Here is a 25,188-nt window from a genome sequence, read left to right as displayed (position 1 = left end):
AGCAAAAATCCAAGGGCGATCGGAAATAAAAAAGCCAGTTCAATGGATTATCTCCACTGAACCAGCTTTATTTTTCGCTATACTTCCTTTTTCAAGGCTTTATACAATGCGAATATCATTAGGATCATGATGAAGGAGAAGGGCAGTGCCGCGATGATGATTGTATTTTGCAAAGCGGTGAGGCCTCCTACATAAAGGAGAATGACTGCAACTGCAGATTGAGCAATTCCCCAAGCAACTTTAACGGTATTAGGCGGTGTTAGCGATCCTCTCGTTGTCTGCATGCCAAGTACAAACGTAGCTGAATCCGCAGATGTTATAAAGAATGAAGCAATTAAAATAATCGCTATAATAGAAAGAATCGTCGACAACGGCAATTGATCGAACATATTAAATAATACGAGCTCTGTTGCGAAATTGGACAAGTCGAATCCAGAGTCCTGGATACTCCCGGCTGTCGTACCGAATGCGGCATACCAGATCGCGATAAAGAGAGTAGGAGCAATCATCACGCCGACAATAAATTCGCGGATAGTACGTCCACGGGATACTCGAGCAATAAACATTCCGACAAAGGGTGCCCAGGATAACCACCACGCCCAGTAAAATATTGTCCAGCTATCAAGCCAGGCACGGTTGTCGCCCGAAAGAGGTGCAGTTTTAAAGCTCATTCCAATTAGATTTTGAACATATAATCCGAGAGTTTCCGTAAACATATTCATAATGAGAACGGTCGGTCCAATCGCAATAACAATTATTAACAGAATAACTGCTAACACAATATTTGTATTAGATAAATATTTTATTCCTCTGCTTAGTCCTGACCAAGCAGACATAATAAAGAGTCCAGTCACAACGATAACAATTATTGTTTGCGGGACAAATCCTACTTCAATACCGAATAAATGTGATAATCCACCGTTTATTTGAACAGCACCGAAACCAAGAGAAGTTGCGACTCCGAACACTGTTGCAAATACAGACAACACATCAACAAACGTTCCGAATGGCCCATTCATCTTGTCGCCAAAGAGCGGTTTTAATGTTGATGAAATTAAACCAGGCTCGCCTTTTCTGAACTGGAAAAAGGCAAGGGATAAAGCAACGACTCCATACATCGCCCAGATATGGAGTCCCCAATGGAAATAAGAATAGACAAGTGCATCTTTGAAAGCTGCACTTGACCCTACCTCTGCGTTCGGAGCGTCAACAATATAATGAAATAATGGCTCAGCTGCCCCGTAGAAAACAAGACCGATCCCCATTCCGGCAGAGAATAGCATTCCAATCCATGTAACTGTGGAAAAGTCGGGCTTATCGTGATCTTTTCCAAGGCGAATTTTCCCAAATCGGCTGAAAGCAATCATTATTGCTACTATGACCATGGCGGACATGAGCAACATATAATACCACCCAAAAGTGGTGGAAACAAATACTTTAATCCGACTCGTTAAATTTTCAAATTCAGTAGGGAACACTGCTCCCAAAATAACCATAATAACTACAATTGATAGTGCTATGTAAAACACTTTTGAAACTTTCTTCATAGGTCCTCCCTTAAAACAAGTATAAAACATACGCGTTCTATTATACCCATAATAAAATAAATTGAAACCCGAATTACGTTTTCTTACATCGTTTAGGGAAAAAAAGTAAAATAACAACTTCAATCCAGAAAGGAAAACAGGGTATAATAAGGGGGGAGATGATGGAGATGAAGATTACAGTAATTGGAATGTGGGGAGGCTATCCTAAACAGGATGGACCGTGCTCAGGCTATCTAGTTGAACAAGATGGTTTTTCAATGCTCATTGATTGCGGAAGTGGAGTACTTGTTAAACTGCAGGAATTCATAGATTTAAATGAGATTAATGACGTTCTATTATCCCATTACCACTATGATCATGCGAGTGATGTCGGTGTTTATCTGTTTTCTCGTCTGGTAAATACTCAGCTTGGTAGGGTTGATGAATCCCTTACAATTTATGGACCTCAAGATGAGATGAAAGAACAGGAGTTTACATCGGTTCCCTATACGGAATTCCAAGCAATTGATGAAGAGAGCGAGCTACATATTGGGCCGTTTCAACTAAGTTTCTTAAAAACGATTCACCCGGTAGAAACATATGCGATGAAAATATCGAATGGAAAGAAAAGATTCGTATATACTGCGGATACAAGTTTTACGAAGGAACTTGTAGACTTTGCAAAAGGAGCGGATTTATTAATTGCAGAATGCAGTCTGTATGAAGGAATGGATGGGAAAAACTCAGGCCATATGAATGCGAGGGAAGCTGGGATGCTTGCAAAAAAAGCAGGAGCGCACAAGACATTATTAACCCACTTGCCACATTACGGAAATATTCAGAAGCTGGTAGAGAGTGCAGAAAAAACAGGAGCTGCAGCTGTTGAATTAGCGCAGCCCGGTATGGTAATTACCATTTAGAAAAATATGAATAGCTTTGGGAAAAGTATGAAATTCAAATATTTTCTTGAGGAAAAGTAAAAAAGTGGAGATTTTAAATTTTAAATCGGATTATCGACACACTTCGACGAATTCCGCTAAAAAAATTGAGTTATTTGCAAGTGAATCGACCTTTCTCGACATAAAAACAGAAGAAAAATCAAAAATTGCTTTTTGACGGATTAATGAATATTTATTATCTTTGGACTTAAGAGATTGGTTGAGGGACACTTCCCTCCAATATAAAACGCCATGGAGAGGTTCTATTAATTACGAATGCTCCCTTCCCGAAGAAAGCGATAGACCTCCTCCATGACGACTCGCATTAACCCCTCCATATTGGTTTCTTATTCCCTCGACCATTCCTTTTGATTTTGTGGTCTCATATTTACGATAATGATCCCAAGTGCAACCAAGGCAAGCGCGAATAGTATTGCCGGCGTAATATTTTCTCCCGGAATAAAGAGCGTTGATAAAATAGACCCCGAGACTGGGACAATGAATTTGTACATTGTGATTTCTCCAGCAGGGTTATATTTTAATAGGGAGTACCAGAGAGCAAAAGCAACGGAAGAAAGTAAAGCGGAGTAAATAAATAATCCCCAGCCAAATGTGGTGAAAACAATCGCGTTTTCTCCAAGCTGTGGTAAGCCGATGATTAATAGCACGATTGCCCCTAAAGTGAACTGCCAGCCTGTAATCGCAAATGGATGGATCCCCTTAGCAAGTTCCTTCGCCATAATCGTTGCAACCGCACTGGTTACACCAGATAGAATCATAAATCCTTCACCAGTGAATGTGAATTGGTAGGAAAAACCTTGTCCCCAGTTCGCGATAATGATTCCTCCAAATCCTGCAAGGAGTCCGATTGCTTTTTGGATTGTCATCTTGTCGTTTACATAAAAATAATGTGCCAACAGGACGGTGAAGAATGTTCCGCTTGAGTTTAGAATTGCACCTTGCATACCCGTAACATTGGCCAGTCCATTATAAAAGAAGAAATATTGCAATGCGGTCTGGACAATTCCGAGTACGAGCAGGATCATTAATTGTTTTTTAGTAATGAATAACTGTTTGATGTTACTAATCATTAGAAAGCCAAGTACGATAAGCCCAGCGAGCAGAAATCTCAGTCCAGCAAACACAATTTTTGCAATCACATCTTCTGAACCAATTTGGAATTCTTCATAACTTATTTTAAGTAATGGAAAGGCACTTCCCCATAATAATGAACAAAATACAGCAATGGCCACGACGGACCATTTATTCTTTAACAATCTTTGCATCTTTAAAACCTCTAATCCGAAAATTAGGGCCAATTAGACAGTATCTAATTGACCCGTTCTTATTAATCTTCAACTTTTACTGGGATGATCAATTCGTTTTGTCTGGAACCGTCTTTGGCACTCTCTTCAAAAAGAACGATCATTCCAGTGTCATTCGTAACTTCATCGAATGAAATTTTAATTTCAAACTCGCCCCATTCTGGAGCCCCTTGGCTTGCCGTAACAGTTCCCTCATCAAGGATGTTATGGCCGTCTTCAAATTCATAGGAAACAGTTGCCTCGAATACGCGGGCTTCTCCGCGGACAGTAATCTCGTTATCGACAACACTGTCGGGTGCAGGTTCGAAAACTTTAAAAGCATCATTTTCTGCGACGATTTCTTCTCCCATTTCCTCAGTCGTGTCCTCTTCGACCGCTTTTTCATCCTCTGCTGACTCGTCATCTGTTGCTTCCTTTTCTGAGACATCTTCCTGTTCCGGTTCGTCCTGCTGTTCTGTATCCGGATCATTCCCATTTGTTCCACAAGCACTCAGGGAAATCAACCCGGAAAGAATGATTGCAAAGAAAATTATTCTGAACTTTTTCATGCTTCTACCCTCCGAAGATATGACTTGTTGTCTCTTGATTATATAACATTAAACAGCAACCTGAAAGCAAGGCACTTGGAAACCGATTCCATTCAGGCGGATTATGGTTTCAAGAACTTGCTGTTTCATGACTTAATATTTATAATGATTGGTATTATATAAAATGAAACTTTATTCAGAGGGGAGATGCGTGGATTGCCAATTAATATACCGAGAGAATTACCAGCAAGAGAGACATTGAAGAAAGAAAAGATTTTTGTAATGGATGAAGACAGGGCCCGTACACAGGATATCCGTCCATTGAATATTTTGATTTTGAATCTAATGCCCGAAAAGGAAAAGACTGAACTGCAATTATTACGTTTATTGGGAAATACACCATTACAAGTGAATATCAATTTCTTACGGACAGCAACGTACCAATCAAAAAATGTCAGCAATTATCATCTTGATACGTTTTATACAACATTTGATATGGTGAAATCCCGTAAGTTCGATGGCCTTATTATTACTGGCGCGCCGATTGAACATCTGGAGTTTGAAGAAGTGAGTTATTGGCGGGAATTACAGGAGGTTATGGATTGGTCGGTAGAGAATGTAACGTCCAATCTATACATATGCTGGGGAGCTCAAGCAGCACTTTATCATCATTATGGAATCAAGAAGAAATCCTTGCCGGAGAAATACTTTGGCGTTTTTAATCATGATATTTCCCTGCCTACTGAGAAACTCGTTCAGGGTTTTAATGATCATTTTTTAGCACCACATTCAAGACATACAACGGTTAGCGCGGAAGCAATTGAAAAGCACCCGGAACTTACGCTGTTATCGAAGACAGATGAAAACTCTCCATTCATCATTCTTTCAAATGATCGGAAAAATATTATGATTACAGGTCATCTTGAATATGATGCTACGACACTTCGTGATGAATACGAACGGGACGTGAAAAAGGGGCTCGACATCGCGGTTCCCGTGAATTATTTCCCTGATGATGATCCGGAAAAGACTCCGCCTAATTCATGGCGCTCCCACACACATTTATTATTTTCGAATTGGCTGAATTACTATGTGTATCAGGAAACTCCGTACCATTGGAATTGACAAAAGATTCCTTAGCTTATAAAAAACAAAGGCGCAAGTATTTATCACGTATTAACGGTCTGTAATACCCCCACCGCTAAACATGAGGGAAAACCAAAATGTTAAGGTGGGGGATATACAGTCCGTAAATACCTGATTCTGTTCAACTAACATTCAGTGGGGAGGTAAGGATTCCCCACTGAATGAAGTTTCACTTTATCACGTATTAACGGTCTGTAATACCCCCACCGCTAAACATGAGGGAAAACCAAAATGTTAGGGGGTGGAGGATATACAGTCCGTAAATACCTGATTCTGTTCAGCTAACATTCAGTGGGGGGTACGGAAACCCAACTGAATGAGTTTCGCTTTATAGTATCCTATGCTAAAAAACCGAACAAACCATATGTTATACCTGCTGAGATGATTGGTTTGTTCGGCTATTTTCACATTTACCGCTTGTTTTATTGTTTAAATTTGCTACCTTTGTTTTTTGCGCGCAGTTGATCCATAAGGGATGAGGATTTTCTCTCTGCTGCCTTTGTCTGTGCTAAATCAATGTTGACAATGGTGTAGCCATCACTTTCTTTTTTCAAGTTGAATATTGTATTCTTCATACTGCCACGAGGTAAGACTTCCTTGTTGACTATCAATTCCTCTTTCGTTTCTTCGATTAGAATAACTGCTTGATTACCTTCAAATCGATCTAATATACCTTTCATTGTATACACGCTATCCCTTCTGATTGAATATCCGCAATTCGTGCTGGTCCAATTCCATCAATTTGAGTGAGGTCATCAATGGACTGGAATGGGCGTAATTCAACTAAATCCTGAGTCCGCTCCGGACCGATATGGATGATCTGCTGTAATTCTTCGGTTGTTGCTTCATTTATATTTACACAGCTTGAATTAGTGTCTTGTTTCGTATCTCCGTTCTCATCATTTTGGGACATTTGCTCTGACCCCGTTGTCCCGCTTTCAGGCGTTGTTATATTTGTGTTGATTTGGATGTCGGTGCCGTTGGTTGTGAGAAGGATGGTGCCGTGTTTGTCTGTACCATATAGTTCGATCTCTCTTTCTTCAACTGCGGTTACGACTTCTGGGCTCGGATGGTCATAGCTGTTATCTGTACCTGCGCTATAAACGGCAATTTTTGGTGAAACAGCATCAAGGAATGCGGGATCACTGGATGTTTTCGAGCCATGATGTCCGAGATGAAGGACGTCAGCTGCTACATTGAATGTGTTACGCATATACGTTTCTTCTCCCCTGCCAGCATCTCCAGTAAGAACAAACTTCACATTACCGTATGTAAATAAGGCAGAAATGGATTCCTCATTGGTCTTACCTGAAATACTTTCCGGGTAGAGAATTTGAATATCCATTGGACCGATGGAAAAATCTTCACCTGCCCGAGGTTCATAATAGTCTGCATCACTTGCCAAGACAGCTTCCACCGCTTGTTGAAACGTCTGGGAGGTACTTTCATTTCCAGACATCCAGACCTCTCCAACCTCAAAATTCTGCATTACTTGAGCAAGCTGTCCAATATGATCTGCATCTGGATGACTCACGATGACAAGATCGATAAAATCAACTTCATTAGCATTGAGATAACTCGTTACCTCGGTACCGCGCCAATCTCCCGTATCAAATAAAATTGTATATTTTCCTTCAGTCGTGTGATAACGGAATAACGTGGCATCACCTTGACCAACATCAATAAAATGAACGGATAATTCCTCAAGGTTTTCTCCAGCAATGGTAGTAGTATCTTTATCTTTCGTTGTTACCGGTGTTTCGTCTGAGTTGCTTGATTTCTCTGTTGGCATTTCATCACAAGCCGTGATAAAAGAAAAGATGAAAAATGCCAGTATAATTGTTAAACGCTTCACTTGCTTTCCCCCTAAGATTTCCAAAACTTCCATTCATAGAGTAGCAAATAGGATGTGGAAAATCCAGCGGTCAATATTTCATCCGACTGTTTCGATTCGAGGAGGTGTATTATGAACATATGGCTAATTATTTATTTATTATTTTATGGGCAGCACGCCGTTCCTGAAATTGGTGTAGTAGATCGAATCGAAGGGGGAAAGGCTGTTGTTTTACTAGAACAGAAAGGCGATGAGCTCGTTATTTCCACCGAACGATTTGACCATATTATTACTGAAGATAGCTGGTTGCTGCTTACAGTAAGAAATAATGAACCGATTATTTTAATAGAATTAGCCGGTCTTGCGGACCGGCAACGGAAAAAGAGTAATACATTAATTGGTGAATTAAGAGAGAAGAGCCAGCTATTCCAGCATGGCCCCAATGGCACCGGCATAAGCCCCCATCTCCAAAAATATCGCCTCATACGCTAACATGTCTTGAAAGCTTGTCAGTACATTCTGCAGCGGTTTATTCCCTTGAATGGTGCTACCGATAAAAACAACTTTCCCTACATTTTTACTTTGCATGACGGTACTCGCGAGGGATAAAATGACCTCACCGATCAGTTGTGTTAGAGCATGCAGTTGATCAGCGTGTGTACTAGTTTTTAAAAGCTCTAGTTTACCAAAATTAGCAGCCGTTAGTTCTTGTATGAGGGGGGCTTGTTGCTCGCCGTATATATCTTTTACAAGCAAATCGACTTGTAGATGATTTCCAGCCGCGCTCAGTTCGACAAGTTCTCGGAAACTTTTCTCATTACCTGTTAGAAGGGAGCCGATTCCCATCCATGTACCACCACCAATTCCGCTTCCTATCACCCTTTCGAAGGATTCATTATAGACGTGGAAAATTGAAGTCCCCGTACCAATGTTTACGAGAATGTATTCCTTTGGTGATCCGACCTCTTTGCTCAATAAATAATCTGCACCCCGGACAATCGCGGGGAATTCCTCTACTGTTACGGTTGATTGCCGAATGATACGTGATACATCCTGCCATCTTCCACCCGTTCCGTAAACATGGACTTGTGGTGCGAGCATATGGAGCCAATTCATGATGGAATCTTTTTCTTGATATTGGTAAGTTTTAACATGTAACCGTTCTCGTTCTACATAAGCAAGCTTGATTAACGATCCGCCAGCATCAATTCCAATTCGTTGCATCCCATTCATCTCCTAAAATAATGAATTTAAAAACTCTAACCAAACATCTAATTGTCATTATCTAAGTGTAGTTATTTCTCGTCAAGTTAGGTAAAATAGATTTAAGTGAAACTTTATACTTGATTTTATCGTATTAATGGTTGAGTATCCATACAGGCCGTGTAATTTATTATAGGAGTGATGAAATGAAAGCATTTTTCGACTTTGTTTTACGACAGGCGGCGGCTTTCACTGCAACAGGGGTGATCTGGTTGATCAGTTTTTTCGCCTTTACACAAGTTATTCTCCTATCAACGACATACGCTATTGTCGGTGGTGTAGTCACCTATTATTCTGTAAAACATATACAGATTTCGCGCTATGCGAAGCGTCAAGGGCTGACAAGGAAGGAATATAAATTCATTTCCGAGAACTTGAAAGAAGCGAAAGCAAAAGTTATCCGACTGCAGCGCGCCTTTCTTCAAGTCCGTCACTTTGGGAATGCGAAGGAGAATTTTGAAATTCTTCGTACCGTAAAAAGGATTTATGCGAATACGCAACGGGAACCATGGAGATTTTTTAAGGCGGAAGCTTTTTATTATAAACATCTTGATTCGTTAGTTGAAATTGCGGAAAAATATGCCTACCTATCCAAACAGCAAGTGAAATCCCGTGAAATGAGCGAAACGATGCGGGATTCCAGACATACCATTATCGTTCTTGGTCAAACCGTAAATAAAGACCTACGCGAGATGCTGAATGATGATGTCGATACATTACATTTTGAGCTTGACGTAGCGAAAAAGACATTACAAAAACCGAAGAAAACAAATGGGAGGGTTATCTGATGGCCGAAGAGAAGAAGAATGAATTTGAATTGGACGAGCTGTTGGCGAATCCGTTCGGCAGCGACTCTATTGACAAGGAAATTAGCGAAATAGAGACAGAGAAGGAAGTAACCGAAAAGAAACTCATCGATGTATTGCCGGAAGATAAGAGGAAGCGAGCTTTGCAGCTTGCAGAACAAATCGACCCGCAAAATCTTCAGAGTGTATCTTTATACGGTACGGAAGCACAGTCTAAGCTAATGGATTTTTCCCATGACATGCTGGACCATGTAAAAAATAGTGATATCGGCGAAATTGGTGGCATTTTATCCGATCTGATGAAAAAGCTCGAACAAGTAGATCCGGACGATTTGCGGACAGATAACCGTGGGTTTCTTTCCAAGATTTTCAATCGGGTATCTAATTCAGTGAATCAAGTTCTTTCTAATTATCAAAAGACTGGTGCACAAATTGACCGAATTAGTGTAAAGCTTGACCGGGGGAAGGACGAGCTCACGAAGGATAATAAATTATTGGAACAGCTATTCTCGAAAAACAAGGAATACTTTGATGCATTGAATGTTTTCATTGCTGCTGGAGAAGTGAAGATTGCTGAGCTCCGGACAAAAGAAATTCCCGCTCTGAGAGAGAAAGCGGAAGCAAGTCAAAATCAAATGATGGTTCAGGAAGTAAATGACTTGATTCAATTTACCGATCGTCTTGAGAAGCGGACGCATGATCTGAAATTAAGCAGACAAATTACGATTCAAAGCGCACCGCAGATTCGGCTCATTCAAAATACGAACCAGGCACTAGTGGAAAAGATTCAATCATCAATCTTAACTGCAATCCCACTATGGAAAAATCAAATTGCAATTGCACTAACCTTGCTGCGTCAGAGAAATGCCGTTGAAGCGCAAAAACTCGTTTCTGAAACAACAAATGATCTCATGTTGAAAAACTCCGAGCTCTTACGAACGAATACAATTGAGACGGCAAAAGAAAATGAACGTGGACTTGTCGATATTGAAACATTGAAGAAGACGCAGGAAGATTTGATTTCTACCATCGAAGAAACACTTACAATTCAAGCAGAAGGTAGAGAGAAGCGCCAACAAGCTGAAAAAGAAATGATTGTAATGGAAGAAGAAATGAAGCAGAAATTATTAGAGTTGAAATAAAAAGAACAGGGTCAGTTGGATTTTTCCAATGCCCCTGTTCTCTTTTTTACGCGTAATCACTTGACATTAAAAATATGAAAATTTAGAATTAGAATAATACAAGAAGAATAGATTTGACCAATTCTATTTTTTTTGAAAAGGAATGAATGAACATTCACTCAAGAAAAGAGATGTTAGAGGAGGAGTATATTTCATGACAAATGAAGCAACGAAAAAATTGCTGCAAGGGGTTAAACTGCCGGTCATCATGGCACCAATGTTTCTCATTTCCAATCCAAAAATGGTGCTTGAAGCATGCGGTTCGGGAATTATCGGGACGTTTCCAGCGTTAAATGCACGCACAACCGAACAGTTAGATGACTGGATGCAAGAAATTACAGATGGCTTGCAACAGTTAAAAGAAGAAAACGGGGAAGAAACTGCCCCATGGGGAATCAATTTTATTAGTCATCGTTCGAACAAACGCTTTACAGAAGATCTTGCGTTAATCGAAAAATATCAACCACCACTTGTCATTACGTCACTGGGAGATCCGAGCCCCGTGGTAGCAATTGTGAAGGAATACGGTGGAGTCGTTCTTAGTGACGTCATCGATATGAAATTTGCGAAGAAGGCTTTAGAAAAAGGAAGTGACGGACTTGTCCTTGTTGCTGCCGGAGCAGGCGGGCATGGTGGCAGGTTGAATCCGATTGCTTTTATGCATGAGATCCGTGAAAATTTCGATGGTCCTATCGCTTTAGCAGGAACGTTATCGAAGGGGGAGGACATCCTCGTTGCCGAGACACTTGGTGCTGATCTTGCCTATTTCGGAACTAAGTTTATCGTCGCAGAAGAAAGCAGTGCTGTGGATGAATATCGAAAGCTTGTTATTGATTCTTCAATTTCAGATATTACGTACACGCCTGCATTTAGTGGAATTCACGCTAATTACCTGACGAAGAGTATTGTAAATGCTGGTCTTGACCCAGAACAGCTTCCTGAAAAAGGAAAAATAGATTTTTCTGAGCTCGGTAATCCCGATGTGAAAGCATGGCGTGATGTTTGGGGGGCAGGTCAGGGAGTTGGCCCGATTAAAAAGGAGCTGACAGTAAAGGAGATAACAAATGAGCTTCGGGAAGAATATTTAAAAGCTAAAGAAAAAATCGCAAATGAATATCACGAAACCGTCCAGCGAATGAAATAAGGGGGAGAGAGCATGGGGTTAGTAAAAGTAACAAAAGAAAATAGTATCGCTTATATTTCAATGAACCGGCCGGATAAGCGGAATGCCTTATCCATCGAACTTGTAAATGACGTAATTGCAGCCCTAAAAGATGCAGATGAGGATCAAGCAATTCGTGCTGTCATTTTATCAGGTGAGGGAAAAGGGTTTTCAGCTGGCGGTGATTTAGAAACACTTCACACCTTAAATGAATCCGCTTCCATTATGAAGTATATGAGGCGGGCGCTCGAAGTCGTCCAGATAATCCGTAAGATGGATACGTATGTTGTTGCGGCTGTGAATGGCTTTGCTGCTGGAGCTGGGTTTAGTATTGCAATGGCGGCAGACTTTATTGTAGCGGAGAGCAAAGCAACATTCATTAGCAGCTTTTCAAATATTGCACTGATTCCCGACCTTGGGCTGATGAAGGCCTTAACAGATAATGTCCCGCGTCCGCTTGTAAAAGAATGGCTTTCTTCAGCAAAACCTGTATCTGCGGATGAACTGAAAGCTTGGGGGCTTGTTAATCATGTTGCCAAAGAAAATCTAATGGAGGAAGCAACTGAGTATGCCCAATTTATTGTAGATGGTCCTCCGCTTGCGAATCGGTTTGTGAAGCATTTCGTGAACCATGCTGAGCAGCTGAATTATGAAACGAGTGATCTACAAGAAACAGCAATTCAAACACTGCTCCTCCAATCTGAAGATAATAAAGAAGGGATTGCAGCGTTTTTTGAAAAGCGAAAACCAAACTTTAAAGGTAATTGAGGCGAAAGGTGTTGATGTAAATGTTAGAAGAATATGGTTTACGACTTATTCGGCTTGACTTGCCATTTCGCCTGAACCATGTGAATTGCTTCCTTGCAGAAGGAGTGGATGGCTATAAAGTCATTGACGTTGGTCTTCATAATAAGGAGACGGTGAAACGTTGGGAAGAAGAGCTTGCGGGCAAAGAGGTCACTGATTTGATTATTACCCATTATCATCCAGATCATTACGGGTATGCGGGAGCTTTTCAAGAGAAGTATGGGCCCCAGGTGTCCATGTCCCAAATCGATGCGGAAAATGGGCTGTACAGCTGGGAAGAAGGATTGCTCAGCGAACTCGGGAAATATTATACGTTATCCGGAATACCGGAACAAGTTGCGCGGCAGATGATTGAGAATACGGAAGAATTTGTCCCAAGGGTACAACCATATCCGACCGTTGGGCATTATTTAGTAGAAGGGGAAAAGCTTGTTCTCGGAAAATATGAATATGAAGTTATTTTTACACCGGGTCACTCGGAAGGACTTGTCACCTTTTATAATAAGGAAAAAAATGCACTTCTCAGCACGGATCATATTTTACCGAAGATTACACCAAACATTTCCCACTGGTTCCATGGTGACCCGAATCCGCTCGCGAGTTACTTCGATTCTTTGGATAAAATTGCTGCACTTGAGGTCGACTTTGTTATCCCTTCACATGGGAAACCTTTTCATGACGGGCACTTGCGGGTGCTTGAATTAAAAGCACATCACGACGAAAGACTCGCTGCTTTGCACGAAATTATTCAAACAGGCTGCACGGTTTACGAGGCATGCGAAAAGCTTTTCAATAAACAATTAAATATCCATGAAACACGGTTCGCTATCGGTGAAACCCTCGCTCACCTAGAATATCTCCGCCTAAATGGAGAATGCATAAGGGAACTACAAGGGGGAGTTTATGTATATCGAAGTTGAGTCACAACTATTTTAATATAGAAGAAAACAAGAATAATATTGCTGATCAGTGCCGGAAATATATGGAGACTCCAGCAAAAGGGCGACTAAGCACATTCAAGTCCTGTGGCGGGCACCGACATTAGAACGCTCTGTTCGTCGGCCGGCATAGTGAGACCCACGGGCCGATAGCCTTTACCCGCCAAGATACTCAACGTATATTTCCGGAGCGGCAGATGCTCTTATAGTAATTTTTCAGCTTTATACGATATTTTTTCCCTTTCATTCAATTTGTTAGAAGTAAGAAAATAATGATAAGATAGAAGACGATAGAAGTAATGAATGGGAGGATAACGATGATTAATAACTTGCAAGATACAGTCGCATTAAATAATGGAGTGAAGATGCCTGGATTCGGACTCGGTGTATTTAAAGTAGAAGACGGTGATACTGTAATTAATGCCGTTAGGGATGCGCTATCTGTCGGTTACCGTCTGATTGACACTGCGAGCGTTTATGGAAATGAAGAAGGTGTCGGACAGGCAATTAAGGATTCCGGAATCCCTCGGGATGAAATTTTCGTTACATCTAAAGTTTGGAACGATCAACAAGGATACGAATCTACATTGCAAGCTTTCGATGAATCTTTGGAAAAGTTAGGACTCGATTATCTTGACCTTTATCTTATTCACTGGCCAGTATCAGGGAAATTTAAAGATACATGGAGAGCACTCGAAAAGCTTTACCGGGATAAAAAGGTGCGAGCTATCGGTGTCAGTAACTTCCATGTCCATCATCTGGAAGAGCTGCTAAAAGATGCAGAAGTGAAACCGGTAGTGAACCAGATTGAATTCCACCCACATCTGACACAACGTGATGTATTAGCTTTCTGTAAAGAAAATGATATTCAAATGCAAGCATGGTCTCCACTCAAAAAGGGTCGTATTTTCGATGAGCCATTACTTGTTGATATTGCCGAAAAGTATGGAAAAACAGTACCCCAAGTACTTTTACGTTGGGATTTGGACCAGGATGTTATGACAATTCCAAAATCGATTAATAAAAACAGAATGATTGAAAATGCGGATATCTTTGATTTCAAGCTTACTGCAGAAGAAGTGGAACAAATTGCTGGCATGAACAAAAATGAACGTACCGGTTCCAATCCAGATGATTTCTAAGGTAATGGCATGCGAAAAATTACTGTTTTGTTAGTTAGTTCTGTCTTTCTTTTAACAGGATGTTTTAACCCTGCATCGGTTTCTGTTGTGGAGGATATGTACGGACAGGCACTAATGGAAAATGAAGCAGCTGTGGCAGCTTATTTCAGTGAAGAATTTTTAAGCGAGCATCCGATTGAGGAACTAGTAGAAGAACTGGCGGCTCAAGTCCGTAGTGTAGAGGGCGTTAAACTCTTAAACGCAATTGAACTTACTCGCAAACGATTGAATCCCGAAATTGTGGAAGAATTGGACGAGATGTATGAAGAACGCTGGCATTACGTTGTGAACGATGCAGGTGGAGAAGATATCATGACCTGGGTCGTCCTGAAAACATCGAGCCAATACGAAATTGTCGAAGCCGAAAAAGTTACCAACGAATATTACAATGAATCTATAAAGTGAAACTTCATTCAGTGGGGAATTCCTTTCCCCCCACTGAATGTTAGTTGAACAGAATCAGGTATTTACGGACTGTATCTCCCCCACCTTAACATTTTGGTTTCCCCTTTTGTTTAGAGGTGGGGGTATTACAGACCGTTAATACGTGATAAAAAACTAGTCAAGCCTCAACCAAGTATATCAGGGCCGCCGGAACGAAGTAGTAAGATACTCGTTCTGGCGGTCCTTTCTCATTCCGGGGTAATGTTAACTTCCTGTCCGGCATAGGATATATAAATCGCCGCTATCATGGAGGGAGTAACTATGGAAATTATAAATAAAGTTCGAGCGTACCGCGAAGAAGAAAGTCGTTTACGGTGGGAAGGAACGTTTGCCGAGTATCTTGAGATTGTCAAAGAGAGACCCCATGTCGCTCAATCTGCTCACTCCCGTATATATAATATGATTAAAGATAAAGGATTCACCGAAGAAAATGGCAGGAAAACCTATCATTTTTTCGGGGATGATATATTCGGATTAGAAGAGGCGATTGAGCGGCTCGTGGAGGAGTATTTTCACCCGGCAGCTAAGCGTTTGGATGTTAGAAAACGAATTTTATTACTAATGGGTCCAGTGAGTGGCGGAAAGTCTACGATTGTAACCCTGTTAAAACGTGGATTGGAAGAATATACCCGTACAGATGCAGGTGCTGTTTATGCGATTAAAGGATGTCCAATGCATGAAGATCCGCTCCATTTAATTCCGCCACATCTGCGTAAAGATTTCCAGGATGAATATGGTATCCGTATTGAAGGGAGCTTGTCTCCACTCAATACGATGCGACTTGAGAAAGAATATGATGGACGAATTGAAGATGTACGTGTGGAACGAATCTTTTTCTCAGAAGATAAACGGACTGGGATTGGGACATTCAGTCCATCCGATCCGAAATCCCAGGATATTGCCGATTTAACCGGAAGCATCGACTTTTCAACGATTGCGGAATACGGGTCGGAATCCGATCCGCGGGCATATCGCTTTGACGGTGAATTGAATAAGGCAAACCGTGGAATGATGGAGTTTCAGGAGATATTGAAGTCTGATGAGAAATTTTTATGGCACTTACTATCGTTAACACAGGAAGGGAATTTTAAGGCGGGAAGATTCGCATTAATCTCGGCGGATGAGATGATCATAGCCCACTCGAATGAGACGGAGTACCGCTCATTTATTGCCAATAAAAAGAACGAAGCGCTTCATTCAAGAATCATCGTCATGCCAATCCCGTATAATCTCCGAGTGAGTGAAGAAGAAAAGATTTATGAAAAGATGATCATGGAAAGCGATATAGCGGATGTTCATATTGCTCCGCACGCATTAAGGGTTGCAGCCATTTTTTCCATACTGACTCGTTTGAAGGATTCGAAAAAGCAGGGAATCGATCTCGTGAAGAAAATGCGTCTTTATGATGGAGAAAATGTTGAAGGATTTAACCAAGTTGATATTGAAGAGCTCGGGCGTGAGCATCAAGATGAAGGGATGTCCGGAATTGATCCGCGCTATGTAATCAACAGAATCTCTTCTGCCATCATCCGTAAAGAAGTTCCGTCAATTAATGCGTTAGATGTACTTCGTTCCTTGAAAGATGGGCTTGATCAACATCCAGCGATTTCGAGGGAAGATGCGGAGAAATATATGAATTACATTGCTGTCGCCAGGAAGGAATACGATGAAATCGCAAAAAATGAAGTCCAGAAAGCATTTGTCTATTCTTATGAAGAATCAGCGAAATCTTTGCTTGATAACTATCTCGATAATGTCGAGGCCTATTGTAACAAGAATAAGCTGCGTGACCCATTGACAGGAGAAGAGATGAACCCAGATGAAAAGCTCATGCGATCGATTGAGGAGCAGATTGGAATTTCGGAAAATGCGAAGAAAGCCTTCCGTGAAGAAATTTTAATTCGTTTATCTGCCTATGCACGTAAAGGAAAACGATTTGATTATAGTTCGCATGAACGGCTCCGGGAAGCGATTCAGAAAAAATTGTTCGCAGACTTAAAAGACGTCGTGAAAATAACAACAACCTCCCAGACACCGGATGAAAATCAGCTGAAAAAAGTGAATGAAGTCATCGCGAGACTCATTGATGAATACGGCTATAACTCTACCTCTGCCAACGAACTGCTCCGATATGTCGGGAGCCTACTGAACCGTTAAGATTAAACTCTCATTCAGCGTAAGTGTTTTAAACGTTCAATTATTCCGAAACTCTAATCGCCGTTCAGTTTCCCGGCGAACGGATGCTTTCCGTGGGCACGGCCTTAACCTCGACGCACAGGACGTGCTAATGCAGACGTTGCTACAGGACGTGGCGATCTAAGTATGCCTCGGAAAAAGTTCGCTTCCTGCGGGGTCTTCGGACACGTGCTATTCCCGCAGGAGTCACCGTGCGCCGGTGCGAGAGGTGTCTGGACTGCGGACCTCCAGTTGAAAGCTGCACTTACGCTGAATGAGAGTGATATTTTTTGGATATGAAAGTTGGGTTATGGGGGGAAGCAATTGATCCTGAAGATGAATAGGATATAACAAGCAGTATTCATTTTGAAAGGGATATGAAGGAGGAGAAAGATGGGAGAAAAGCCAAATAAGCAGCAATTTATCGTTTCCAAGGAAAATTGGTCTCTCCATCGTAAAGGCAATCAGGATCAGCAACGTCATTTAGAAAAGGTCCGGGAAGCTATAAAAAACAACCTACCCGATTTAATCAGTCAGGAGAACATTATTCTTTCTGATGGTAAGAAGGTTGTAAAAATTCCAATCCGCTCCCTGGATGAATATAAAATCCGTTATAACCATGATAAAACAAAACATGTCGGCCAAGGGGATGGAGAGAGTCAGGTCGGTGATGTGATCGCCCGCTCAGGAAGTGAGGATGGAAAAGGCGGCGGGGAGAAACCAGGTGATCAGCCGGGAGAAGATTTTTATGAGATGGAGGTCTCCCTCGCTGATATTGAAGCTGCATTATTAAAAGAGCTGGAACTGCCGAACTTAGCGGAAAAAGAAACGGGAGAAATGGTAACGGAGAATATTGAGTTCAATGATATTCGAAAAAAAGGTCTCATGGGGAATATCGATAAGAAACGGACGATTTTATCTGCTTTGAAGCGGAATGCAACAGAAGGCGAGGCAAGTATCACGCCGATTCATCCGGATGATTTACGTTTTAAAACCTGGAATGAAGAAGTGAAGCATGAATCGAAAGCGGTAGTCCTTGCGATGATGGATACAAGTGCGTCTATGGGAACATTTGAAAAGTATATGGCGCGCAGTTTCTTTTTCTGGATGAACCGCTTTTTAATTAAAAAATATCAGACGGTTGAATTTGAATTCATTGCGCACCATACGATGGCAAAAGTTGTGTCAAAGGATGACTTTTTTTCCAAGGGGGAGAGCGGTGGGACGATTTGTTCCTCCGCCTATATAAAAGCACTGGAATTGATTGAAGAGAAGTATCCGCCGTCCCGTTATAATATTTATCCGATTCATTTTTCGGACGGGGAGAATATCACATCAGATAATGTAAAGTGTCTGCAATTGGTTGATGAGTTACTGGATGTGTCGCAAATGTTCGGTTACGGGGAGGTAAATAGCTATAACCGTTATTCAACATTGATGAATACGTACCAGACGATAAAACATCCGAACTTCCGCTATTACCAGCTTCGGGAGAAACAAGATGTGTATCCCGCACTAAAAACCTTTTTCTCACGGGTGAAGACGAGGGAGGGGTCTCGTTGATAGAGAGTAAGGAATTGGAATATGCAATCCAGGAGATTACGGAAATTGCAGAAGGTTTCGGACTCGATTTTTACCCGATGCGTTATGAAGTTTGTCCGGCAGATATTATATATACCTTTGGCGCTTATGGGATGCCGACTCGTTTTAGTCACTGGAGCTTTGGTAAACAGTTTCATAAAATGAAGCTCCAATATGACCTCGGTTTAAGTAAAATTTATGAGCTTGTTATCAATTCTGATCCTTGTTACGCTTTTTTACTTGATACAAACTCACTTGTACAAAATAAAATGATAATTGCTCATGTTCTCGCCCACTGCGACTTTTTCAAGAACAATGTCAGGTTCTCTAATACACGCCGGGACATGGTGGAGAGTATGACTACGACAGCAGAGCGAATCGCAGCCTACGAGATGCGGTACGGCAAAAAAGAGGTCGAGGATTTCCTCGACCGGGTGCTCGCCATTCAGGAGCATATCGACCCGTCCTTGATGCGTGGGGAACAAGATTATGAAGAGGTAGAAACAAAACCAGAGCGAAAGCCTACACCCTATGATGATTTATGGGGACTAGATGAAGTAGAAAAAGAAAAGCCTATTGTTAGAAGGGAACGGAAGAAATTTCCGCCAAAGCCTGAAAAGGATTTACTTTATTTTATCGAACAGCATAGCCGGGAACTCGAGGACTGGCAGCGTGATATTTTAACGATGCTCCGGGAAGAGATGCTCTATTTCTGGCCGCAGCTTGAGACGAAAATCATGAATGAGGGCTGGGCATCGTATTGGCATCAGCGCATCATGCGCGAGCTTGACTTAACGAGCGCCGATACGATTGAATATGCAACATTAAATGCGGGAGTCCTGCAACCTTCTCGCACATCGATCAACCCGTATTATTTAGGAGTCAAAATGTTTGAAGATATTGAGGAAAGGTACAACAACCCGACGGAGAAGATGCTTGCCCGCGGTGTGAAACCTGGAAGCGGACGGGAGAAAATCTTTGAAGTTCGTGAAATAGAATCAGATATTTCCTTCATCCGCAATTATTTAACAAAGGAAATTGTGGAGCGCGAGGATATGTATCTGTTTGAGAAAAAGGGAAGGGATTACCGGGTTTCTACAAAGGAATATGAACAAGTCCGCGATCAACTTATTTCTATGCGGGTCAATGGTGGATTTCCATATATCACAGTAGTGGATGGCGACTATAACCGGAACGGAGAGCTATACCTTATGCACCATTACGAGGGAACCGAACTTGACCTACCTTATCTTGAACATGTATTACCTTATATTTATGAACTTTGGGGCAGACCTGTCCATCTTGAAACGATTGTAGAAGACCGTGATATCCGCTTCAGTTGCCACGGCGAAGATGTTAAAAAGAAATTTTTATAAAGTGTTATTGTCAGTCAAGCCGGATTGCGAGATATGCAATTTCCGGCTTTGACTGTTCTGTTTTTGTGGTATAAGAAACTATAAAATAAAAATGCTATGATTACTATCGATCATCTTACTTTAAAGGGAAAACAACTGGGTTTATTTTCCCATCAGCATGTTCATCTTACTTTAAAGGGAAAACAACTAGGGTTTATTCTCCCATCAGCACGTTCACTTACTTCAAAGGGAAACAACAGAGGTTTATTCTCCCATCAGCATGTTCACCTTACATCAAAGGGAAAACAACTGAGGTTTATTCTCCCATCAGCATGTTCACCTTACATCAAAGGGAAAACAACTGAGGTTTATTTTCCCATCAGCATGTTCACCTTACTTTAAAGGGAAAACAACTAGGGTTTATTCTCCCATCATCACGTTCACCTTACTTCAATCGGAAAACAACTGGGGTTTATTTTCCCATTAGCATATTCTTCTTACTTTAATAGGAAAACAACTAGGGAACTATTTTCCCATTAGGGCGCTTGCCCTTTGTGTGGTATAATAATCCCCAACATTTAGGCAGGGGGAGAAGGCAATGCGAGTTCAAGATATATATAATAATTTACCTACATTGGAAACAGAACGGCTTCGGTTAAGAAAAGTAAGATCAACGGACTTGCAAGCGATGAATGCTTACGGCGGTGATGCAGAAGTGAGCAAGTTTGTAACGTGGGAACGGCATCAATCCCTTCAAGATACAGAGGCTTTTTTAAATTTTGTACTAGGGAGGTATGAAAAAGGGGAAATTGCTCCGTGGGCGATTGAATATAAGCCAAATAGCGAAATGATTGGTACCATCGACTTTGTTAATTGGAAACCGGCTAGCAGGGTAGCTGAAATCGGCTATGTGCTCCATCGTGATTATTGGGGGAAAGGGCTTATGACCGAAGCTGTGAAGCGTGTCATCCAATTCGGTTTCGAACAAATGAATCTCGTCCGTATCGAAGCAGTATGCTTGCCGGAAAATGTCGGCTCCTACCGTGTTATGGAAAAGGCGGGATTACAATACGAAGGGACACTCCGGAAAGCACGAGTAATCAAGGGGAGAAATCGAGATATTAAAATGTATGCTATCATTCGTTAACTGTTTCAAGTGGAAAAAGAACTGGAGGCTGGGACATAAATCCATTAAGGCTAGTCCCAGCTACATTATAATTCCTTTAAGTACCAGCAATCACATGCATTATGTTCTGAGCCAGAGAGCGGTTTTTTAAGCTTTACAAAACCAAACTTTTCATATAAATGGTTTGCTGCGGAAAGGGATTTGAATGTCTCCAAATAGCATTGGGTGTAATGTTTGCTAGCAAATTCCAGCGCTGTTTGCATCAGTTTTTTTGCGAAACCTCGTCCTTGTGCAACTGGTGCAAGATAGAGCTTCTGAAGTTCCGCCACACCAACGTGGTTGCCAAAGGGGCCAATACCAATGCCGCCAAGTACCTCATCGTTTTCATCAACAACAACCCAATAATTTGCATTTGGCTCCGTTTGATAAAATTGGTAAAGCTCACCAAGGTGAGGGTCAAAATAAGCGGTTCCCGGAATATTTAAGTTCTCGGACTCGAGTGATTGCTTAATGATTGCTTCAATTTTTTTATTGTCTTTTGCCTGGATGGTGCGAATCTGCATAATTAACTCCTTTGCTTTTTTTCTTTAAAGAAATCATACAATGATCGAAGTGTCTTCGCATCAAGTTCCATATCATTTTCATAGGCATACTTTACAGCATATCCTAGGGCGAGTGTCATTCCGCCGGCAATACTTCCGCCAGCAACAGAACCTGCACCTGGTACGAATTTAACGACTTGTCGGAACAATGTTTTTCCGATATTCCCGGTAATTGTCGCTAAGATTAATTCCTTTGCTTTCGCTTTTGATAGAGGCTTTTCATATAATGTAGCAAGCCTTACCATCAGTCCAACCTGGATACCAGTTAAAGGTACAAAGTCAGAACCAGGAATCGGCGCAGCTCCAACAGCTGTTGCTGAACCGGCTGCTGTGAGAATCCATTTATTTGCTGTTGACGCTTTTTCCTTGATTAGCCGCGCAAATTGGACTTCTTTATGCTTTTTTTGCAGGATATCCAAAATCTCATTACGCAGTTTGTCGATATTCTCTCCAGTCCTTGAGGAAATAGGCACCACCTTGGACCGGGAACCCGTATGCTTTTTAATATAATTGACGAGTTCTGGAATATCGTCTGCTGCATCAATTTTATTTAGGACGAAAAGGATGTCTTTATTTGCTTTTCGAATGATTTCAAAGGATCGTAATTCCCCTTCAGAGAGGACCGTTCCTGCTGCGTTTAGAAAAAAGAGCACGACATCCGCTTCTTTATAAAATTTTAATGTTTCTTCCGAGTGCTTTGCTTCAATATCATCTAAACCAGGGGTATCGACAAAGATGATTTTATCACGGTATACATAGCGGTCGATTCCTGTTGTTTCGCCAGGTCTTGCGCCGACCTCGGCAACTTCATCACCAATCAGCTGATTAATGGTGGATGACTTACCCGTGTTTACATCACCGATCATTGCAAACAAAATCTCTTTCTCAAGTTCTGCATTGACCTTTTTTGTTTCATGTTCAAATGCTTGGTTAAAATCTTTTTCATTGTATTGCTGCAAGCAAATCACACTCCTTTGTATTATTTTATCACGTATTAACGGTCTGTAATACCCCTTCCTCTAAACATGAGGGAAGTCCAAGATGTGAAGGTGGGGTAAACAGTCCGTAAATACCTGATTCTGTTCAACTAACATTCAGTGGGGAGAGAAGGGATTCCCCACTGAGTGAAGTTTCACTTTATCACGTATTAACGGTCTATAATACCCCCTCCTCTAAACATGAGGGAAACCCAATATGTGAAGTAGGGGTAAACAGTCCGTAAATACCTGATCTGTTCAACTAACATTCAGCGGGGGTGGTAAGGGAACCCCCACTGTATGAAGTTTCACTTTATCAGACAATTAACTTTTTTGATAGAAAATATCTTTTCTTGTCGAATGCTCTATTCAGGTTTAAACTGGATGTACTATTGTTGAGAGGAGAGTAATAGTGAAAATTATCGATACCCATTGTGATGCCCTATTAAAATTGCAACATACGAAAAGACGTATTGATTGTGATACACCGCTTAACTTTCGCACATCTCCAGAACTGGAAACAAATATGCTGCGCTTAAAAAAGGGTGGAGTACGTGTACAATTTTTCGCTATATTTATTTACCCTGATATACCAACTGATGAACAATGGCAGCATGCGCTGGAACAGGCTGATATGTTCCATTCGGAAATTATCGGGAAAAATCCCGAAATGAAGCATATTAGAAGTTTTACCGAAATTGATAATTTAAAACCAGGGGAAATTGGTGCCGTTCTTACACTCGAAGGTGCTGAGTGCATCGGGAATGATTTGACGAAGCTGAGAACGCTTTACCGGCTTGGAGTATTATCCGTTGGACTAACATGGAATTATGCCAACCTTTGTGCTGATGGGGCAGGGGAAGCGCGCGGGGCTGGGCTGACTGCATTTGGAAAAGAGGTTGTTGCACTTAATAATGAGAACCGGATACTAACGGATGTTTCCCATTTATCTGATCAAGCTTTCTGGGATGTGTTGGAACATGCCGATTATCCATTTGCGAGCCATTCCAATGCCAGATCAATCTGTAATCATCCGCGTAATCTTCCGGATGAAGCGATACAAGCGCTGATTGGAAAAGGCGGTTTTATCCATATAGTTTTCAATCCGCCATTTATCCGGGAAAATAGTGAAGAAGCATCAATCTTGGACTTGATCAGGCATATTGATCATATCTGCTCCCTTGGTGGTGAGAAATATCTTGGCTTTGGCTCGGATTTTGACGGAATCAGCAGCTTTGTCGATCGTCTCTCTCATGCTGGTGAATACCAGAATTTAATCAACGAACTACTTAAATCCTACCCGGAAGAAATCGTTAAGGGATTTGCCTATGATAACTTCATGAATCATACTAAAAAAATAGAAGCTCATGGGTAATCCCCTCGAGCTTCTATAATTTTTGTCCATAATATTTATCAATGGAAAAGCCGCGTCCAAGAATTTCAGAAGCATTCAGGAAGATGACGAATGCATTCGGTGTTTCTTTTTGCAAGATTTTCTTTAATTCGACAGCCTCATGTTGTTCTGTCACACAAAGCAGCATTGTTTTATCCTCGTTAGAATAACCGCCGACTGTACGGACTTTTGTTAGTCCCCGGTCAATTTCCTCTCTAATGATCTGCTGAATCTTTTCTTCTTCCTCACTAATGATAAGGATAAGTTTCGTTGCAGATGTACGCAGTTGTACAAAGTCGATTGCCTTGCTTGATATGAAAATTGTCATCAAAGCGAACAATGTTAGTTCGAGACTGAAGACGAATATGGAAGTAGTGACAACGAGACCATCAACGATTAATTGAGCATAGCCATCCGACAGATTCGTGAAGCGTTTCATAATTTGCGCGAGAGCAGCCGTCCCACCGGTAGAGCCATTTCCTTTATAAACAATTCCCAACCCAACGCCGAGAAGGAGCCCGCCATAAATGGCACCAAGTAAAGGGTTAGTAACCGTAATCGCGATATCTTGAGTCAAATAGATGATAAAAGGGACCCAAAATGTTCCGACCAACGTTTTTAACCCGAAGTCACTTCCCATCGTAAGCCAGCCAATTAGGAAAATTGGGATGTTGATTACAAATTGGGTCAGACCAGGACTGAGTTCGTACATTTCAAAAAGTAAAGTAGCTACCCCAGAAATTCCTCCGGCGGCAAGCTTTGCGGGTAGTAAGAACATATTGTACGTTACCCCGACAATAGTTGCCCCGAGAATAATATAGAAATACTGAATAAGTTGATTTTGATTTTGCATCAAAGTGTTTCCTTTCTAAATTATTATGACCGTATCTACTTTACCATT

At 41.4% G+C, this 25,188-nt stretch carries 24 protein-coding genes; 15 read left to right on the top strand and 9 right to left on the bottom strand.

The features are described from left to right. Window positions 1-77: 77 nt before the first annotated feature. The gene (locus GN217_RS02295; protein WP_156854860.1) at window positions 78-1,547 is read right to left on the bottom strand and encodes a glycine betaine uptake BCCT transporter; all 1,470 of its coding nucleotides are present in this window, start codon (window positions 1,545-1,547) and stop codon (window positions 78-80) included. Between the two features lie 161 nt (window positions 1,548-1,708). Here GN217_RS02295 and GN217_RS02290 point away from each other — a divergent pair, with 161 nt between their 5' ends. Further along, the gene (locus GN217_RS02290) at window positions 1,709-2,446 is read left to right on the top strand and encodes an MBL fold metallo-hydrolase (protein WP_232334301.1); all 738 of its coding nucleotides are present in this window, start codon (window positions 1,709-1,711) and stop codon (window positions 2,444-2,446) included. A gap of 365 nt (window positions 2,447-2,811) precedes the next feature. Here the strand turns inward: GN217_RS02290 and GN217_RS02285 are convergent, their stop codons facing one another. Continuing rightward, window positions 2,812-3,750 carry a DMT family transporter gene (locus tag GN217_RS02285; protein ID WP_156854856.1) on the bottom strand — a complete coding sequence of 313 codons (939 nt, stop codon included), beginning with the start codon at window positions 3,748-3,750 and terminating at the stop codon, window positions 2,812-2,814. 62 nt (window positions 3,751-3,812) lie between these two features. After that, window positions 3,813-4,337 carry a Gmad2 immunoglobulin-like domain-containing protein gene (locus GN217_RS02280; protein ID WP_156854854.1) on the bottom strand — a complete coding sequence of 175 codons (525 nt, stop codon included), beginning with the start codon at window positions 4,335-4,337 and terminating at the stop codon, window positions 3,813-3,815. Between the two features lie 195 nt (window positions 4,338-4,532). On the opposite strand from GN217_RS02280, the gene metA reads away from it, so the two are divergent. Further along, on the top strand, window positions 4,533-5,441 hold the full coding sequence (gene metA / locus GN217_RS02275) for a homoserine O-acetyltransferase MetA (RefSeq protein WP_156854852.1): 909 nt from the start codon (window positions 4,533-4,535) through the stop codon (window positions 5,439-5,441). A 443-nt stretch (window positions 5,442-5,884) separates the two neighbouring features. On the opposite strand, the gene GN217_RS02270 is transcribed toward metA, so the two are convergent. Then, on the bottom strand, window positions 5,885-6,142 hold the full coding sequence (locus tag GN217_RS02270; protein ID WP_156854850.1) for a DUF3006 domain-containing protein: 258 nt from the start codon (window positions 6,140-6,142) through the stop codon (window positions 5,885-5,887). Continuing rightward, window positions 6,139-7,317 carry an MBL fold metallo-hydrolase gene (locus GN217_RS02265; RefSeq protein WP_198042562.1) on the bottom strand — a complete coding sequence of 393 codons (1,179 nt, stop codon included), beginning with the start codon at window positions 7,315-7,317 and terminating at the stop codon, window positions 6,139-6,141. The genes GN217_RS02270 and GN217_RS02265 overlap by 4 nt, the downstream gene beginning before the upstream one ends. A gap of 111 nt (window positions 7,318-7,428) precedes the next feature. Between GN217_RS02265 and GN217_RS02260 the strand changes: the two genes are divergently transcribed. Next, the gene (locus GN217_RS02260) at window positions 7,429-7,788 is read left to right on the top strand and encodes a DUF3006 family protein (protein ID WP_156854846.1); all 360 of its coding nucleotides are present in this window, start codon (window positions 7,429-7,431) and stop codon (window positions 7,786-7,788) included. On the opposite strand, the gene coaW is transcribed toward GN217_RS02260, so the two are convergent. Then, entirely contained in the window at window positions 7,720-8,520 is an 801-nt protein-coding gene (gene coaW, locus GN217_RS02255; protein WP_198042561.1) for a type II pantothenate kinase, read from the bottom strand. The genes GN217_RS02260 and coaW overlap by 69 nt on opposite strands. A gap of 185 nt (window positions 8,521-8,705) precedes the next feature. On the opposite strand from coaW, the gene GN217_RS02250 reads away from it, so the two are divergent. The 11 genes from GN217_RS02250 (at window position 8,706) to GN217_RS02200 (ending at window position 21,336) form a co-directional block, all read left to right on the top strand. Further along, the gene (locus GN217_RS02250; protein WP_156854842.1) at window positions 8,706-9,347 is read left to right on the top strand and encodes a 5-bromo-4-chloroindolyl phosphate hydrolysis family protein; all 642 of its coding nucleotides are present in this window, start codon (window positions 8,706-8,708) and stop codon (window positions 9,345-9,347) included. After that, window positions 9,347-10,507: a toxic anion resistance protein gene (locus GN217_RS02245; RefSeq protein WP_156854840.1), complete on the top strand. Its 1,161-nt coding sequence runs from the start codon at window positions 9,347-9,349 to the stop codon at window positions 10,505-10,507. Before GN217_RS02250 ends, GN217_RS02245 begins: the two co-directional genes overlap by 1 nt. 193 nt (window positions 10,508-10,700) lie before the next feature. After that, a complete protein-coding gene (locus GN217_RS02240) occupies window positions 10,701-11,690 on the top strand; it encodes an NAD(P)H-dependent flavin oxidoreductase (RefSeq protein WP_156854838.1) in 990 nt (329 codons plus the stop codon). Between the two features lie 12 nt (window positions 11,691-11,702). Continuing rightward, entirely contained in the window at window positions 11,703-12,476 is a 774-nt protein-coding gene (locus GN217_RS02235) for an enoyl-CoA hydratase/isomerase family protein (protein ID WP_156854836.1), read from the top strand. 20 nt (window positions 12,477-12,496) lie between these two features. After that, window positions 12,497-13,435, top strand: a complete 939-nt coding sequence (locus GN217_RS02230) for an MBL fold metallo-hydrolase (RefSeq protein WP_156854834.1) — start codon at window positions 12,497-12,499, stop codon at window positions 13,433-13,435. Window positions 13,436-13,770: 335 nt separating this feature from the next. Then, complete coding sequence (locus tag GN217_RS02225; RefSeq protein ID WP_156854832.1) at window positions 13,771-14,595, top strand: aldo/keto reductase; 825 nt, start codon at window positions 13,771-13,773, stop codon at window positions 14,593-14,595. Window positions 14,596-14,622: 27 nt separating this feature from the next. Next, entirely contained in the window at window positions 14,623-15,039 is a 417-nt protein-coding gene (locus tag GN217_RS02220) for a hypothetical protein (protein ID WP_156854830.1), read from the top strand. 300 nt (window positions 15,040-15,339) lie between these two features. Beyond that, a complete protein-coding gene (locus tag GN217_RS02215; protein ID WP_156854828.1) occupies window positions 15,340-17,235 on the top strand; it encodes a PrkA family serine protein kinase in 1,896 nt (631 codons plus the stop codon). A 411-nt stretch (window positions 17,236-17,646) separates the two neighbouring features. Then, entirely contained in the window at window positions 17,647-18,816 is a 1,170-nt protein-coding gene (yhbH, locus tag GN217_RS02210) for a sporulation protein YhbH (protein WP_156854826.1), read from the top strand. After that, the gene (locus GN217_RS02205) at window positions 18,813-20,210 is read left to right on the top strand and encodes a SpoVR family protein (RefSeq protein ID WP_156854824.1); all 1,398 of its coding nucleotides are present in this window, start codon (window positions 18,813-18,815) and stop codon (window positions 20,208-20,210) included. The genes yhbH and GN217_RS02205 overlap by 4 nt, the downstream gene beginning before the upstream one ends. 577 nt (window positions 20,211-20,787) lie before the next feature. Continuing rightward, on the top strand, window positions 20,788-21,336 hold the full coding sequence (locus GN217_RS02200; protein WP_156854822.1) for a GNAT family N-acetyltransferase: 549 nt from the start codon (window positions 20,788-20,790) through the stop codon (window positions 21,334-21,336). A 65-nt stretch (window positions 21,337-21,401) separates the two neighbouring features. Here the strand turns inward: GN217_RS02200 and GN217_RS02195 are convergent, their stop codons facing one another. Both GN217_RS02195 and GN217_RS02190 read right to left on the bottom strand, forming a co-directional pair. Beyond that, window positions 21,402-21,878: a GNAT family N-acetyltransferase gene (locus tag GN217_RS02195; RefSeq protein WP_156854820.1), complete on the bottom strand. Its 477-nt coding sequence runs from the start codon at window positions 21,876-21,878 to the stop codon at window positions 21,402-21,404. 2 nt (window positions 21,879-21,880) lie between these two features. Further along, window positions 21,881-22,876 carry a YcjF family protein gene (locus GN217_RS02190; protein ID WP_156854818.1) on the bottom strand — a complete coding sequence of 332 codons (996 nt, stop codon included), beginning with the start codon at window positions 22,874-22,876 and terminating at the stop codon, window positions 21,881-21,883. A 430-nt stretch (window positions 22,877-23,306) separates the two neighbouring features. Here GN217_RS02190 and GN217_RS02185 point away from each other — a divergent pair, with 430 nt between their 5' ends. Next, window positions 23,307-24,269, top strand: a complete 963-nt coding sequence (locus tag GN217_RS02185) for a dipeptidase (protein ID WP_156854816.1) — start codon at window positions 23,307-23,309, stop codon at window positions 24,267-24,269. A gap of 13 nt (window positions 24,270-24,282) precedes the next feature. On the opposite strand, the gene GN217_RS02180 is transcribed toward GN217_RS02185, so the two are convergent. Beyond that, window positions 24,283-25,140, bottom strand: a complete 858-nt coding sequence (locus GN217_RS02180) for a YitT family protein (RefSeq protein WP_156854814.1) — start codon at window positions 25,138-25,140, stop codon at window positions 24,283-24,285. Between the last annotated feature and the right edge of the window lie 48 nt (window positions 25,141-25,188).

The organism is Oceanobacillus sp. AG, assembly GCF_009746545.1.
GTDB classification, from domain to species: Bacteria; Bacillota; Bacilli; order Bacillales; family Amphibacillaceae; genus Oceanobacillus; species Oceanobacillus indicireducens.
Note: the sequence above shows the minus strand (reverse complement) of the source record. Positions and strands in the feature narration are given on the sequence as shown.